General features: G+C 63.0%; 12 protein-coding genes. 11 read left to right on the forward strand and 1 reads right to left on the reverse strand.

Annotated elements, in window-relative coordinates:
* The first annotated feature begins 163 nt into the window (after positions 1–163).
* From B5V02_RS15025 to B5V02_RS15060, 8 genes are all read left to right on the forward strand, one after another.
* Entirely contained in the window at positions 164–979 is an 816-nt protein-coding gene (locus tag B5V02_RS15025) for an ABC transporter ATP-binding protein (RefSeq protein WP_425374395.1), read from the forward strand.
* A 55-nt stretch (positions 980–1,034) separates the two neighbouring features.
* Positions 1,035–1,829 (forward strand): transporter substrate-binding domain-containing protein, encoded by a 795-nt coding sequence (locus tag B5V02_RS15030; RefSeq protein ID WP_111544919.1) that lies wholly within the window; start codon positions 1,035–1,037, stop codon positions 1,827–1,829.
* Positions 1,830–1,988: 159 nt separating this feature from the next.
* Entirely contained in the window at positions 1,989–2,702 is a 714-nt protein-coding gene (locus B5V02_RS15035) for an ABC transporter permease (RefSeq protein ID WP_208647094.1), read from the forward strand.
* Complete coding sequence (locus B5V02_RS15040) at positions 2,702–3,511, forward strand: ABC transporter permease (protein ID WP_111544920.1); 810 nt, start codon at positions 2,702–2,704, stop codon at positions 3,509–3,511. The genes B5V02_RS15035 and B5V02_RS15040 overlap by 1 nt, the downstream gene beginning before the upstream one ends.
* 130 nt (positions 3,512–3,641) lie before the next feature.
* Positions 3,642–4,643 (forward strand): Ldh family oxidoreductase, encoded by a 1,002-nt coding sequence (locus tag B5V02_RS15045; protein ID WP_167458499.1) that lies wholly within the window; start codon positions 3,642–3,644, stop codon positions 4,641–4,643.
* A gap of 242 nt (positions 4,644–4,885) precedes the next feature.
* Entirely contained in the window at positions 4,886–5,167 is a 282-nt protein-coding gene (locus B5V02_RS15050; protein WP_111544922.1) for a hypothetical protein, read from the forward strand.
* Positions 5,168–5,397: 230 nt separating this feature from the next.
* A complete protein-coding gene (locus B5V02_RS15055; RefSeq protein WP_111544923.1) occupies positions 5,398–5,850 on the forward strand; it encodes a DoxX family protein in 453 nt (150 codons plus the stop codon).
* A 105-nt stretch (positions 5,851–5,955) separates the two neighbouring features.
* Positions 5,956–6,933: a complex I NDUFA9 subunit family protein gene (locus tag B5V02_RS15060; protein WP_111544924.1), complete on the forward strand. Its 978-nt coding sequence runs from the start codon at positions 5,956–5,958 to the stop codon at positions 6,931–6,933.
* A gap of 153 nt (positions 6,934–7,086) precedes the next feature.
* On the opposite strand, the gene B5V02_RS15065 is transcribed toward B5V02_RS15060, so the two are convergent.
* On the reverse strand, positions 7,087–8,454 hold the full coding sequence (locus tag B5V02_RS15065) for a cytochrome P450 (protein WP_111544925.1): 1,368 nt from the start codon (positions 8,452–8,454) through the stop codon (positions 7,087–7,089).
* Positions 8,455–8,666: 212 nt separating this feature from the next.
* Here B5V02_RS15065 and B5V02_RS15070 point away from each other — a divergent pair, with 212 nt between their 5' ends.
* From B5V02_RS15070 to gyrB, 3 genes are all read left to right on the forward strand, one after another.
* Positions 8,667–9,236: an NADPH-dependent FMN reductase gene (locus B5V02_RS15070; RefSeq protein WP_111544926.1), complete on the forward strand. Its 570-nt coding sequence runs from the start codon at positions 8,667–8,669 to the stop codon at positions 9,234–9,236.
* A gap of 46 nt (positions 9,237–9,282) precedes the next feature.
* Entirely contained in the window at positions 9,283–11,949 is a 2,667-nt protein-coding gene (locus B5V02_RS15075; RefSeq protein WP_111544927.1) for a caspase family protein, read from the forward strand.
* Between the two features lie 145 nt (positions 11,950–12,094).
* Entirely contained in the window at positions 12,095–14,566 is a 2,472-nt protein-coding gene (gene gyrB, locus B5V02_RS15080) for a DNA topoisomerase (ATP-hydrolyzing) subunit B (RefSeq protein WP_111544928.1), read from the forward strand.
* The last annotated feature ends 2 nt before the right edge of the window (positions 14,567–14,568 follow it).

The raw sequence follows: 14,568 nt of genomic DNA on the forward strand, positions 1-14,568 counted from the left end.
CACTAACCACTACAGCAGGCTGTGATCAATAGTCCAAAAACCATGGTTGACGGAGGCAAGCGGAACGGTCCATCTTGAGAACGGGAATTCTGTCCAGTGACGGGTAAATGGGTAAAAGATACCAGCAGCGACGAGCTCGACCACTCCACGGAGCGTCGAAGGGATGATGGCGCAAAGCGCCGCGTCCGTACTGAAACACACGGCGCAAGACGGCGCCGCCGAAGCCATCCATGTCGAGAACCTGCACAAGAGGTTCGGTGAGTTGCATGTGCTGAAGGGCGTCTCGCTGTCGGCGCGCGACGGCGAGGTCATCGCCATCATCGGCGGCTCAGGCTCGGGCAAATCGACACTGCTGCGCTGCATCAACTGCCTGGAGAACCCGACCAGCGGCATCATCCGCGTCAATGGCGAGGAGATCAAGCTGAAGGCGGACAGCCACGGCCACACAGTTCCGGCCGACCGCAAGCAGATCGAGCGCATCCGCTCCAAGCTCGGCATGGTGTTCCAGAACTTCAACCTGTGGAGCCACATGACGCTGATCGAGAACGTCATCGAGGTTCCCGTGCATGTGCTTGGCGTCAAGCGCGACGTGGCGATCAGCGGGGCCGAGAAGCTGCTCGCCCGCGTCGGCCTCGCCGAAAAGCGCGACGTCTATCCGGCCTATCTGTCGGGCGGCCAGCAGCAGCGCGCCGCGATCGCGCGGGCGCTGGCCATCAATCCGCGCGTCATGCTGTTCGACGAGCCGACCTCGGCGCTCGACCCCGAACTGGTCGGCGAAGTGCTGAAGGTGATCGGCGACCTGGCGCGCGAAGGCCGCACCATGGTGCTGGTCACCCACGAGATGAAGTTCGCCCGCGAGGTCGCGACGCATGTCGTCTATCTCTACAATGGATTGGTCGAGGAAGAAGGACCGCCGGAGCAGATCTTCGGCGCGCCCAGATCCGAAAGGCTCAAGCAGTTCATCCGAAACATCGGCTAGGACAGGCCGAGACGGAAGAAAACCGGGAACCAACAACAAACTGGGAGTCGTGAAAATGAAGACTGTTCTGAAGACATTTGCCGTAGCGCTGCTGCTGGGCGTCGCCGCCATGGGCGTGGCCAAGGCCGATCCGGTCAAGATCGGCGTCGCCGCCGAACCCTATCCGCCCTTCACCTCGCCGGATGCTTCGGGCAAGTGGGTCGGCTGGGAGATCGATTTCATCGACGCCGTATGCGCCGAAGAGAAGCTCGACTGCGTCATCACCCCGGTTGCCTGGGACGGCATCATTCCGGCGCTGACGACCAAGAAGATCGATGTCATCGCCAGCTCGATGTCGATCACCGCCGAGCGCAAGAAGACGATCGACTTCTCCGACAAATATTACAACACGCCAACGGCGATCATCGGTCCCAAGGACCAGAAATTCGGCCCGGCGCCCGCGGACCTCAAGGGCAAGGTCGTCGGGGTTCAGGTGTCGACCGTGCATGCCGTATACGCCAAGAAGCACTTCACCGAGGCATCCGAGATTAAGGAGTACCAGACCCAGGACGAAGCCAACCAGGATCTTGCCGCCGGCCGTCTCGACGCGGTGCAGGCCGATTCCATCGCGCTTGGCGAATTCCTCAAGTCGGACCAGGGCAAGGCGTGCTGCGATCTCAAGGGCATGGTGGCTCCGGACGATGAAGTGCTCGGACCGGGCGTCGGTGCCGGCGTGCGCAAGGAGGACACCGACCTGAAGGATAAGATCAACGCCGGCATCAAGGCCATCCGAGCCAATGGCAAGTATGACGAGATCTCGAAGAAGTACTTCGATTTCGATATTTACGGCGGCCCGACGCAGTCGAACTGACATCGTCCACGCATGAGCAACAACCGCACGGCATCGCGCCGTGCGGTTCGCCGGAACCTGTCCACTCACGCTTTCCGCTGACGAGAATTGACAGCGGCTGACGCCAGCAATTCGGGGGCGACGCTGATCGACGCATTTCTTTCGGCCTCCACGGCCGGCATCATCGAGCTTCTCTCGCCCAATCCGCCGGGCTGGGGCGGTGCTCTTTTGGTTGGGCTGCTCCATTCGATCGAGATCGCGCTGGGCGCCACGTGCCTCGGTCTCTTGATCGGCACCGGCGGCGCCTATGGCAAGCTCTATGGCGGGCCGGTGGTGCGCGATCTGCTGGCGGTCTACACCACCATCGTGCGCGCCGTGCCCGAACTGGTGCTGATCCTGCTGCTCTATTATGCCGGAACCGACCTGATCAACCAGGCGCTGACGGCAATGGGCTATCAGCGCGTCGACATCAGCGGCCTTGCCGCCGGCATCGCCGTGCTCGGCTTTGTCCAGGGCGCCTATTCGACCGAGGTGATACGCGGTGCGATCCTGGCCATTCCCCAGGGGCAAATTGAAGCTGCCCGCGCGTATGGCATGTCTCCCGGCCTGCTGTTGCGGCGCATCACCTTGCCGGCCATGCTGCCCTTCGCCATACCGGGCCTCGCCAATCTCTGGCTGATTGCCACCAAGGACACCGCGCTGCTGGCGGTCGTCGGCTTCTATGAACTGGCGCTGGCAACACGGCAGGCTGCTGGCGTCACCAAAGCCTATTTCACCTTCTTTTTCGCCGCCGCCGTGCTCTATCTTCTGCTGTCGCTGTTTTCCAATCTGATCATCGGCCGTGTCGAGGCCTGGTCGCGGCGTGGCATGCCTTCGCTCAAGGAGGCGCGCTGATGGCCACCGAAGCCGCCATCATCAACGTCGTCGCGCGAACGTCGCTGTGGCTGCAGCCGCACCGCATCGTGCTGATCCTGATCGCGCTGGGCCTGGTCCTGGCGGCCGCCTTTTTCATGCGCTGGGACTGGCTGCCGCAGTACTATGAAATGGGACTGATCGGCATCTGGCGCTCGCTGTGGATCCTGGCCGTCACCTGCGTGCTGGGCTTCCTGCTCGCCGTGCCGCTCGGGCTGGCGCAGGCGACCGGCTCCTTCTGGTTCGCAGCACCGGCCAAGGTCTTTTGCACAGTGATCCGGGGCACGCCGCTGCTGATCCAGCTGTGGCTGCTCTACTACGGCCTCGGCTCGCTGTTTCCGCAATATCCGTGGATCCGCGAGTCGTGGATGTGGCCATATCTCAGGCAAGCCTGGCCCTATGGCGTGCTGGCACTGACGCTGTCTTTCGCCGGTTATGAGGGCGAGGTGATGCGCGGCGCCTTTGCCGGCGTTCCCAAGGGCCAACTCGAGGCCGCCCGCGCCTTCGGCATGAGCCGCTGGAAGGCATTTCGCCGCATCTGGCTGCCGCAAGCCATCTACCGGGCGCTGCCGACGCTGACCGGTGAAACCGTGCTGCAATTGAAATCTACGCCGCTGGTGGCGACGATCAGCGTCATCGATATCTTCGCCGTTTCGTCCAAGGTGCGGCAGGACACCTACCTCACCTACGAACCCTTGCTGCTGCTGGCGCTGATCTACATGACGATCACCGGTATTCTGGTCTTCGCCTTCAGCAGGATCGAGGCGCGGATCCCCAACAAGGTTGGTTAGAGGGGAGTAGGGGAGTAGGGGAGTAGGGGAGTAGGCAGCCACTATTCACATTCACATTTCCATCCCCATTCGCTATTCACTGCTTGTTCCCCCACTCCCTTACTCCCCTATTCCCTTTAGGACCGCCATGATGCAACTCAGTCTCGACCAGGCAAAAGGACTGTGCCGGATGGCGGCGCTTGGCGCCGGCGCCAATGAGGAAGCGGCGCAATCGCTTACCGCCTCGATCATTGCCGCCGAGGCGGAAGGGCTCTCGACCGTCGGTCTGTCGCATTTCATCGATTATCTCGAGGCGCTCGAAGCCGGACGCATCGACGGCAATGCCGATCCGGTGATCACCCGGCCGGCGCTGGCGGTCTATCTCTCCGATGCGCGCGGCGGGCTGGCGCATACCGGCTTCGACCGCACCATCGACGACCTCGCCAAGGCGGCAAAGCTGTTCGGCGTCGCCATCTTCTCGCAGAAGAACGCTTATACATGCGGCGCACTCGGTTACTTCACCGGAAGGCTGGCGGCGCAAGGGCTGGTGTCGTTCGCCGCCACCAATGGCCCGGCCGTGCTTGCCGGCTCGGGCTCGGTCAAGCCGGTCTACTGCACCAACCCGATGTCGTTTGCGGCACCCGCCGCCGACGGCGCGCCGCTGGTCATCGACCAATCGTCGAGCGCCACCGCTTTCGTCAACATCCGCAAGGCGGCCGAGGACGGCAAGAAAATACCCGAAGGTTGGGCGCTGGACGCCAGCGGCAACCCGACCACCGATCCGGCCGCCGCCATGAAAGGCGCCATGCTTGCCTTCGGCGGCCAGCGCGGTGCCAACATCGCACTGATGGTCGAAGTGCTTGCGGCGGGGCTGTCGGGCGCCAACTGGTCGCTCGACGCGCCATGGTTCAGCGGCGGACCGGACAGTCCCGGAACCGGGCTGTTCGTGCTTGCCGTCGAGCCCAAGCTGCTCGATCCCGACTTCGAGCAGCGCATGAAGGACCAGCTCGACCGGCTGCGGCGGCGCTTCGGCGTGCATGTACCCGGACGGGCCCGGGCCGAAGCCGCCGAGAAGGCGCAAGCGCGGGGCATCACCGCGCCAAAGGCGGTGGTGCAGCGCATTTCCGAATTCGCAGCGCGTTATTCCTCCTAAATAATCCATTATTTATCAGCTAGTTATCTGAAATCTGCCCGCCTAGGTGGCGGTGCGGTGCAAATTTTTTTTGCGCGCCGCTGAACCTTTCCGCGCATCGCAGCGACCCAGCTTTGTCCAGGGCAAGGCGAGCTTGCCCGATCCACACCGAGGGGAACAGCAAACCGAAAGCGAAAGTCTGCTTCACGCAGAGGATGTCCCTTTGCGCCTCGGAAAATCAACCCAATCAAAAGGAAATTGCCATGACCAACACCAAGCTCACCATGCTGACCGCCGTCCTTCTTCTCGGCTCGTTCATGGGGGCCACCCAGGCGGCCAGTTTGCAGGCCGCGCCGGTGAAACCGTCCGCGCCCGGCGTCATCACCGCTCCGAGCGGCGGCGCCACCGAGGATCATTACTGCAAGAACGGCCATGCCAAATTCGCCAGCTGCAGCGCCGATTTCATCGCGGCTTGCAAGAAGGTCGGCGGCACCATGTCGGATGTCCAGGGCTGGGGTGGGCGTACTTGCTTCACGCCCTCCTGATACCGTCTCAGGTCAGGCCGCTCCGTCGGCCCCTGGCTTCGCATGGATGTCACCCGGAAAACCCCGCTGCGGCGGGGTTTTCTGCGTCCGCTCCATGACCTTGGAGATCGCAAGCCTCAGCGCTGCAAGGTGCGTCAATAAAACATTCTTCTAAATGTCAACTTTTGTTTATTTGACTTCGCCCAACCTGATTGGCCGTCTGCGCTGATCGGCAAAACAGAGGAGTCACAATGTCGGCAAGCACGGACAATCCCCGCAACGGCCTTATCATCCCGGTCCTCGGCAGACTGTACGCGGCCTTGCACGATGGCGCGGAAACCGTTCTTCGCGTTGTCGCCGGTGCGTTTCTCGCCATCCATGGCTCGCAGAAGATCATCAATCCTTTCGGTGCCGCCGAAATGGTCGAGGGCCTCGGCTTCTATCCCGGCGCCTTGTGGTCGTTGCTTCTGGCCTGCGCCGAATTTTTCGGCGGCATTTTCATCGCCATCGGCCTTCTGACGCGTCCGGCCGCCTTTGCTGGCCTGTTCGTGCTGCTGGTCACGGTCTGGTTCCACTGGGTCACCATGGGCCAGGGCTTTTCGGGTGCCGAGAAGTCGCTTTTGTGGGCCGCGATCCTGCTCTTCTTCGTCATTCGCGGCGGCAACCGCCACTCGGTCGACACCCGCATCGGCAAGGCGTTCTGACAAGGTCGAGACAAGGGTGACAGCGACGACGCGTCACCCTTTGCGTTCGACGCAAAACGGATTATGAAACGGCTTCAGCCAAGCTTGCGAGCGCCGGAGCCAGCCATGACCGAAATCCTGCAGACCCCAAAGCTCGTCGTCGTCTTTGGCGGGTCAGGCTTTGTCGGCCGCCATGTCGTGCGCGCGCTGGCCAAGCGCGGCTATCGCATCCGGGTCGCCTGCCGGCGGCCCGATCTTGCCGGCCACCTGCAGCCGCTCGGCAATGTCGGCCAGATCCAGCCGGTGCAGGCCAATGTGCGCGTCCGCTGGTCGGTCGATCGTGCCGTGCAGGGTGCTGACCATGTCGTCAATCTGGTCGCCATCCTGCATCAGAGCGGCCGGCAGAAGTTCTCCGCCGTGCATGAGTTCGGCGCCCGCGCGGTGGCCGAAGCGGCCCGCGCCGTCGGCGCCGGCTTCACCCACATTTCGGCGCTTGGTGCCGATCTGGACTCCGAATCGGACTACGCACGCACCAAGGCGCTTGGTGAAAAGGCCATCCTGGAGACGATCAAGGACGCCGTGATTTTCCGGCCGTCGATCATTTTCGGGCCCGAGGACAGCTTCTTCAACCGCTTCGCCAACATGGCGCGCTATTCGCCGGTGCTGCCGCTGATCGGCGGCGGCCTGACCAAGTTCCAGCCGGTCTATGTCGGCGACGTCGCCGAAGCGGTGGCGCGCTCGGTCGACGGCAAGGTCGATGGCGGCCAGATCTACGAGCTTGGCGGCCCCAAGGTGCTGACCTTCAAGGAGTGCATGGAAGAACTGCTTGACGTGATCGAGCGCAAGCGCCTGCTGGTGCCGGTGCCGTGGTGGGTAGCGAACATCCAGGCCTCGATCCTCGGCCTCTTGCCCAACCCGTTGCTGACCAAGGACCAGGTGATGCAACTGCGCGAGCACAACATCGTTTCCGAGGCGGCGGCCAAGGCCAACCGGACATTGTCCGGCCTTGGCATCCAGCCGCAGTCGATCGCCACGATCCTGCCCAGCTACCTCTGGCGCTTCCGCGCCGCCGGCCAGTTCCAGCAGCGCAAGCCCGTGGCTTAATTCGACAGTCCTAAGGTGTGTTGAGATTCAGGTCAGGCTGAGCCGAGGACGGTGGGTTCCGAGAACCGGAGCGGAGCGTCCTTAAAGTACGTGAGCACCGGAAGCGCAGGAAGCCATCGTTCGCAGGCCGGCATCACCTGAATATCAGCACACCTAACGCGGCGTGGCCTGCATCGGCAAGCCGCCTTGCGGCTGCGTGGTCAGCTTCTGCACCGGCCAGGGTTTCGTTTCGGCGGTGGTGTCGAAGCGGAAGCGCGACAGCATGATGGCGAGCGCGATGATCGCCTCCTGCATGGCGAAGCTGGCGCCGATGCAGACGCGAGGGCCCGCCCCAAACGGCAGATACTGGAAGCGGTCGATCTTCTCGCGGTTTCCCGGGTGGAAGCGTTCGGGCAGAAAGGCGTCGGGCCGGTCCCACAGTTTCCTGTGGCGATGGACCACCCATGGCATGACCAGCACCGCGGCGTGTTTCGGGATATAGAGATCCTTCCACATTTCCGGTTCGATCGGCTCGCGGTTGATCGACGGCGCCGGCGGATAGAGCCTGAGCGCCTCGTCGAAAGCCGCACGCGTGAACGGCATGGCATCGAGCCATTTCGTCGGATCGGGTTCGCGCGCCAGCACCTGGTCGATCTCCTGCTCGACCCTGTTGCGCTCCCACGGCGATTCCGCGAGACAGTAAAGCGTCCAGCCGAGTGCGCGCGCCGTGGTCTCGTGGCCGGCGCCGATGAAGGTGATGATGTTGTCCTCGACCTCCGCCCGCGTCAGCCCTTCAGGCCCCTCGGCCTTGAGCAGCAGCGTCAGGAAATCCTGCGGCACGGCATCGGGATCGCGCTTGAATTTCTCTTCGCGCATCTTGACCGTGTCGGTGACGATCTTGCGGAAATAGGCCATGGTCTTGCGACCGCGGATGCGGGTCAAACGCGGCAGCCAGTCGGGTGCGCGCAACAGGTCCAGCGGATCGACGCGGCCCATGGTCTCGAACAGGCGGTCGATCTCGTTGGCGAAACTGCCCGGCTCGCCTGATATCTCGCCGGAAAACAGCGTTTCGGCCAGGATATCGAAAGTCAGCAACGTCATGTCATGGGCGATGTCGGACGTGCCGCCCCCCTCATAGCGGGTGACGAATTCTTGCGTGCGCCTGAGCATCGGCTGGGCGAAGCCGAAGATATGGCGCGGCGTGAACACCGGCGCCATCGCCTTGCGCGAACGCTTCCAGACCTCGCCCTCGGCGGTCAGCAGGCCATCGCGCAGGATCGGCCGCAGGATCTTCTGGCGCACTGTCGCCATCTTGTAGTTCTTGGCATTGTCGACAAGCACATGGCGGATGAGGCCGGGATCGTTGGCGACGACCAGATGTCCGCCGACGCCATTCACCGAAATCCAGGGCTCGTTGTAGGTATGCTCACCCCACAGTTCGAGCGGGTTGCGGTAGACGATGCGGATCATCTCCAGCGTCGAGGGCGGCGTCGTGCGCGGCTTCGGCGCCGGGGGAACGAATGGGGCGGGCTGGACGTCCATGGAGTGCTCCGCTGATAGCTCTATGTAGTGGCTGGCAATCCAGGCGTCCATGTGACCGAACGGCAGACCGAAACCGCGGGCAGCCAAGACGCGAACTCAGATTGTCTGTTCATCTGATCGTGACCGCTCCGCCGACGACCTCGCCTTGTCCACCGGGACGCTCTGCCGTAGTGACAGTCACCAACAGATACTGCCAATCGAAGGAGCCCGTCTTGAAGCACCAGTTGAACATCATCGTCGGCAGCACGCGGCCCGGCCGTGCCGGACCGGTTTTTGCCGAGTGGCTGGAGGCATTCGCGCGCGAGCACGGGAAATTCGAACCGGTGCTGACCGACATCGCCGCGTTCAATCTGCCAGTTCTGGACGAGCCGCATCACCCTAAGCTTGGCAATTATCAGAACGACCACACCAAGGCCTGGTCGAAGGCGATCGATGCCGCCGACGCCTTCGTCTTTGTGGCGCCGGAATACAATTATTTCGCCGCCCCGGCGATCATCAACGCGATCGACTATCTCGCCCGCGAGTGGAAATACAAACCCGCCGCCATCCTCAGCTATGGCGGCGTCTCCGGCGGCCTGCGCGCGGCGCAAGCGCTCAAGCCGCTGCTGGCTGCCGTGGGTGTAATGCCTATCTCCGAAGGGGTTTCCTTGCCGCTCTATCAGAAACTGCTCGAGCACGACGGCTCTTTCCGGGCTAGCGAGCAGGTGCAGGGCGGAGCCAAGACCATGCTGGACGAGCTGTTGCGCTGGAGCGAGGCCCTGAAGCCTATGCGGTTGGCCTGAAACAGCCGGTTTTCGGTCCGGCTTGCTCGCGCCATAAAGAGGTGGAATGGTCGGCGAACGACTGAGCCGGGGGCGGTTCGACTTGCGCTTGCTGTTTGCCTTGCTGCTGATGCTTATGACCACCGCCACCGCTGTGGCGGAGCGGCGCGTGGCGTTGGTCATTGCCGACGACGATTATCGTCTGGTCCGGCCGCTCGCCAATCCCGTCAATGATGGCGAGGCGATGGAAGCGGCGCTGAAGAAGCTCGGCTTCGAGGTCGTCCTCGAAACCAACCGCGATCTCCGACGCATGCGCCGCGCGCTCGACGTTTTTCGCGAGGACGCCAAGGGCGCCGACGTGGCGCTGGTCTATTTCTCCGGCCATGGCGTCGAAATTTCCGGCGACAACCGGCTTTTGCCGATCGATGCCGATGCGTCCTCGCTCGAGACGCTGGAAAAGACCAGCCTGCCGCTGGAAGAGGTGCGCGACGCGGTCGCCGCCACCGCCAAGGTCGGGCTGATCGTGCTCGATGCCTGCCGCAGCGATCCCTTCTCGGGGAACAGCGGCGAAGGGCGCGGCGCGACGCCACTGGCAAAGGATATCGCCGAGAAGGTCAAGCCGGGATTTGGCCGGATTGGCCGGGCGGAAAACATCCTGTTCGCCTTCTCGGCCGCCCCCGGCGAGACTGCGGCCGACGGAGCCGGCCAAAACTCGCCATTCACGACGGCGCTGACCAAATATCTCGGTACCGACGGGCTCGAAATCCGCTCGGTGCTGACGCTGGTGCAGCAGGAAGTCTATGACCTGTCGCGTGGAAAGCAGCTGCCCTATGTCGAGAGCGGCCTGCCGAAACTGTTCTTTGCCGCAGCGGCCAAGGAGCAATTGCCGGAGCGCGAACGCCTGCTGCTGGCCATGGCCGACGTGACGCCGGAGATGCGCGGCGAAGTCGAACAGATCGCCAGCGACGCCGACATGCCGCTGGCGCCGCTCTATGGCGCGCTGATCGGTTCCGACACCAGCAATTTGTCAGCGGACAGCCTGAATGCCCGGCTGCGTGAAGCGGCCGACGCCTTCGTCAAGGTGCGAAGCGAGATGAAGACGCTCGCGGCCGACGATCCGCAAGTGACGAAATTGCGCCGGCAGGCCGAGGAGCAGCTTTCGCTCGGTGCCTTCGATGCAGCGCAGGCAAAGCTGGCGGAAGCGGCCAATATCGACGGGGTGTCGCGCAACGCGCTGAAGGTGAATTTCGTCGACCGCACGCTGTCGCAGGCCGCAACGGTATTCCTGTCGGCAGGCGCGGCGCGCGCCGACCTGAACTATGCGGCAGCCATCAATGGCTACGAATTCGTGCTGGCGCTGTATGGCGAGGCCGGGCAGACCTCGCTCAGCCTGGAACAGGCCGACCGCCAGAGCCGCACGCTGGAGGAACTCGGTATTCTCTATACGACGGTCGGCAATATCGAGGCGGCCGGCCGCGCCTTTACCGCACTGTTGGCCAACCTCGAGCAGCGGTCGCGTCAGGAAACCGATCCCAGCGTCAAGCGCGATCTCGCCATCAGCCATATCAAGCTCGCCAACATAAGGATGGTGCAAGGCGACCTGCCAACCTCCCTGGAAAACTATGAGGCGGCCAGGGGCATGCTGCAGGACCTGACCACAAGCGTGCCGGACAAGAAAGACTGGCTCGGTGATCTTGCCATGGCCAATGACAAGATCGGCAACGTGCTGGCGACGCAAGGCGATGTGAGCGCGGCGGCACAAGCCTATCAACAAAGCCTGTCGATCAAGCAGCAGTTGGTCGATGCGGAGCCGGACCGCGCCGACCTGCTCAATGATCTGACAATCACCTATGACGAAATCGGCGAACTTGCCCATACCGCCGGCCAGTTGGACAGCGCCGAGACGGCCTTTGAAGAAAGCCTGAGGATTCGGTTGGCGCTGGCCGAGAACAAGCCCGATGACGCGCGGCGCCAACGCGCTGTCTCAGTCAGCCAAACCAGGATCGGTGATCTGCTGCGGGATCGCGGCGACGCCGCCGGTGCGCTCGCGGCCTTCAACAAGAGCCAGGCGATCGCCGAAGCGCTGGTGCGCCGCGACCCAAACGACACCGATTTGAAGCGCGACCTGTCGATCGGTTACTCCAAGATCGGCAATGCTTACAGCGACCAGAAGGATTGGCCGCTCGCGCTGGAGGCCTACCAGCAGGCGCTGGCCACGGCGCGCGACCTTGCCGCCATCGATCCCGGCAACACGGACTGGCAGCGCGACCTGTCGGTGTGTCTCGAACAGGTCGCCGAGGTGCTTAGAGTGCAGGGCGATGCCAGCGGTGCTCTGCAAAACTATCAGGACGGTCTTGCTATAGCCCACCGGCTGGCCAAGCTGGATCCTGCCAATTTGAACTGGCAACGCGATATTTCGATCACCCTGCAGAAGATCGGTTATCTGGAAACCGACCGACGTCACTTTGAGGGTTCCAAGGCGGCCTTCGAAGCCAGCCTCGCTATTGCCCAGAAATTGGCCCAGTCCGATCCGAACAATGCGATCTGGCAAATCGATCTGGCGCGCGCCTACATCGCCTATGCCTATGTGGTGAGGGATCCGAAGGCGGCGCTGACCAAGGCGCTCAACCTGACGCTGGAGCTTGACCGGACGGGGCGGCTGGCGCCCGGAGACAAATTCATGATCAAATATTTGCGCAACCTTCTCGCCAAATCCGGGGCTCGAAAAAAATAGCCGGCTGCCGGCTCGGGAATCGGCCCGGAAATGCCCGCAAACCTTGGAAAAACCGCCTTTCGCGCCTATATCTAGGCAATATCAGAGGCGCGATTCGGGGCCGATTTTTCGCGCCGTGCAAGCGGCATCCAGACAACAGGTTTTCATGAGCGACCAGATCGAGAACAACAACGGCGCTGAAGCCGAATACGGCGCCGATTCCATCAAGGTTTTGAAGGGGTTGGATGCTGTCCGCAAACGCCCCGGCATGTATATCGGCGACACCGACGACGGTTCCGGCCTGCATCACATGGTCTATGAGGTCGTCGACAACGCCATTGACGAGGCACTGGCCGGTCATGCCGACCTGGTCACCGTGACGCTCAACCCCGATGGTTCGGTGACGGTGATCGACAATGGCCGTGGCATTCCGACCGATATCCACACCGGCGAAGGCATTTCGGCGGCCGAAGTGATCATGACGCAGCTGCATGCCGGCGGCAAGTTCGACCAGAATTCCTACAAGGTGTCGGGCGGCCTGCATGGGGTCGGCGTCTCGGTGGTCAACGCTCTCTCGGCATGGCTGAAACTCAGGATTCGCCGCAACGGCCAGATCTTCGAGATGAGCTTCACGCACGGCAATGCCGACGCGCCGCTGAAGGCGACGGGCAGCTATGAGCAGAACAAGGTTGCCGGTACCTATGAAGGACGCAGCGGCAGCGAGATCACCTTCTTTCCGTCATCCGAAACCTTCACCATGGTGGAGTTCGACCTCGGCACGCTGGAGCACCGGCTGCGCGAGCTCGCCTTCCTCAACTCCGGCGTGCGCATAATTTTGACCGATGCACGCCATGCCGACGTGGTGCGCCACGAGTTGCACTATGATGGCGGGCTGGAAGAGTTCGTCAAATATCTCGACCGGGTCAAGAAACCGCTGATCGACAAGCCGATTGCCATCAAGGCCGAGCGCGACGGTATCACCGTCGAAGTGGCGATGTGGTGGAACGACAGCTACCACGAGAACGTGCTGGCCTTCACAAACAACATCCCGCAGCGCGACGGCGGCACCCATCTGGCCGGTTTCCGCGGCGCGCTGACCCGCCAGATCACCGGCTATGGCGAGTCTTCTGGCCTGACCAAAAGGGAAAAGGTGGGACTGATCGGCGACGATTGCCGCGAGGGCCTGACGGCGGTGCTGTCGGTCAAGGTTCCCGACCCGAAGTTCTCCTCGCAGACCAAGGACAAGCTGGTCTCGTCGGAAGTCCGTCCCGTGGTCGAAGGGCTGGTCAACGAAGCCCTCGGCACCTGGCTCGAGGAACACCCGGCCGAGGGCAAGGTGGTCATCGACAAGGTGATCCAGGCAGCGGCCGCCCGCGAGGCGGCACGCAAGGCGCGCGACATCACCCGCAAGAGCTCGCTCGGCATCACCTCGCTGCCCGGCAAGCTGGCCGACTGCCAGGAACGCGACCCGGCGAAATCCGAAATCTTCATCGTCGAGGGTGACTCGGCCGGCGGCTCGGCCAAGGGCGGCCGTTCGCGCCAGAACCAGGCGATCCTGCCGCTGCGCGGCAAGATTCTCAATGTCGAGCGGGCCCGCTTCGACCGCATGCTCGGCTCCGAAATGATCGGCACGCTGATCACCGCGCTCGGCACCTCGATCGGCAAGGACGAGTTCAACGCCGACAAGCTGCGCTACCACAAGATCATCCTGATGACCGACGCCGACGTCGACGGCGCCCACATCCGTACCTTGCTGCTCACCTTCTTCTTCCGGCAGATGCCGGAGCTGATCGAACGCGGCCACCTCTACATCGCCCAGCCGCCGCTCTACAAAGTGACGCGCGGCAAGAGCTCGCAATACATCAAGGACGAGAGCGCGTTCGAGGAGTTCCTGATCGGCTCAGGGCTCGATGAAGCATCGCTTTCGCTCGGCTCGGGCGAGGTTCGCGCCGGACAGGACCTGCGCAGCGCCATAGACGATGCGCTGGCAGTGCGCCAGCTCATCAACGGGCTGCACACGCGCTACAACAGAGGCGTGGTCGAGCAGGCGGCGATCGCCGGTGGCCTCAACCCGGACGTCTTCACCGATCTCGGCCACGCCGATGCCATGGCCGAGCGTGTCGCCAAGCGGCTCGACATCATCGCCGAGGACACCGAACGCGGCTGGACCGGCCGCATGTCGACCTCGAACGAGGGCATCGGCGGCTATGTGTTCGAACGAACGGTGCGCAGCGTCAAGGAATTCGCACATCTCGATCTCGGGCTGATCAATTCTGCCGATGCGCGCCAGCTCGACCGCTATGCGCCGCGCCTCACCGAGGTCTATGGCGAGCCCCCGGTGCTGCGCCGCAAGGATGTGACCGAAACCATCTCGGGGCCGCTGGCGCTGCTCAACGCGATCTTTGCGACCGGCCGCAAGGGCCTGACCATGCAGCGCTACAAGGGTCTCGGCGAGATGAACGCCGAACAGCTCTGGGAAACCACGCTCGACCCGAATGTGCGCTCGCTGCTGCAGGTCAAGGTCAATGACGCCACCGACGCGGACTCGCTGTTCTCGCGGCTGATGGGCGACGAGGTGGAGCCCCGGCGCGAGTTCATCCAGGACAATGCCTTGTCGGTCGCCAACCTGGATATCTGATC

The organism is Mesorhizobium kowhaii (assembly GCF_003253745.1).
In the GTDB taxonomy this organism is placed as follows: domain Bacteria; phylum Pseudomonadota; class Alphaproteobacteria; order Rhizobiales; family Rhizobiaceae; genus Mesorhizobium; species Mesorhizobium kowhaii.

What these genes read in the sequence shown, in the direction of transcription:
- B5V02_RS15055 (WP_111544923.1), top strand. Translation starts at nt 5,398, where the DNA reads ATGTCGGCAAGCACGGACAATCCCCGCAACGGCCTTATCATCCCGGTC.
- B5V02_RS15040 (WP_111544920.1), top strand. Translation starts at nt 2,702, where the DNA reads ATGGCCACCGAAGCCGCCATCATCAACGTCGTCGCGCGAACGTCGCTG.
- gyrB (WP_111544928.1), top strand. Translation starts at nt 12,095, where the DNA reads ATGAGCGACCAGATCGAGAACAACAACGGCGCTGAAGCCGAATACGGC.
- B5V02_RS15025 (WP_425374395.1), top strand. Translation starts at nt 164, where the DNA reads ATGATGGCGCAAAGCGCCGCGTCCGTACTGAAACACACGGCGCAAGAC.
- B5V02_RS15075 (WP_111544927.1), top strand. Translation starts at nt 9,283, where the DNA reads ATGGTCGGCGAACGACTGAGCCGGGGGCGGTTCGACTTGCGCTTGCTG.
- B5V02_RS15060 (WP_111544924.1), top strand. Translation starts at nt 5,956, where the DNA reads ATGACCGAAATCCTGCAGACCCCAAAGCTCGTCGTCGTCTTTGGCGGG.
- B5V02_RS15030 (WP_111544919.1), top strand. Translation starts at nt 1,035, where the DNA reads ATGAAGACTGTTCTGAAGACATTTGCCGTAGCGCTGCTGCTGGGCGTC.
- B5V02_RS15045 (WP_167458499.1), top strand. Translation starts at nt 3,642, where the DNA reads ATGCAACTCAGTCTCGACCAGGCAAAAGGACTGTGCCGGATGGCGGCG.
- B5V02_RS15050 (WP_111544922.1), top strand. Translation starts at nt 4,886, where the DNA reads ATGACCAACACCAAGCTCACCATGCTGACCGCCGTCCTTCTTCTCGGC.
- B5V02_RS15065 (WP_111544925.1), bottom strand. Translation starts at nt 8,454, where the DNA reads ATGGACGTCCAGCCCGCCCCATTCGTTCCCCCGGCGCCGAAGCCGCGC.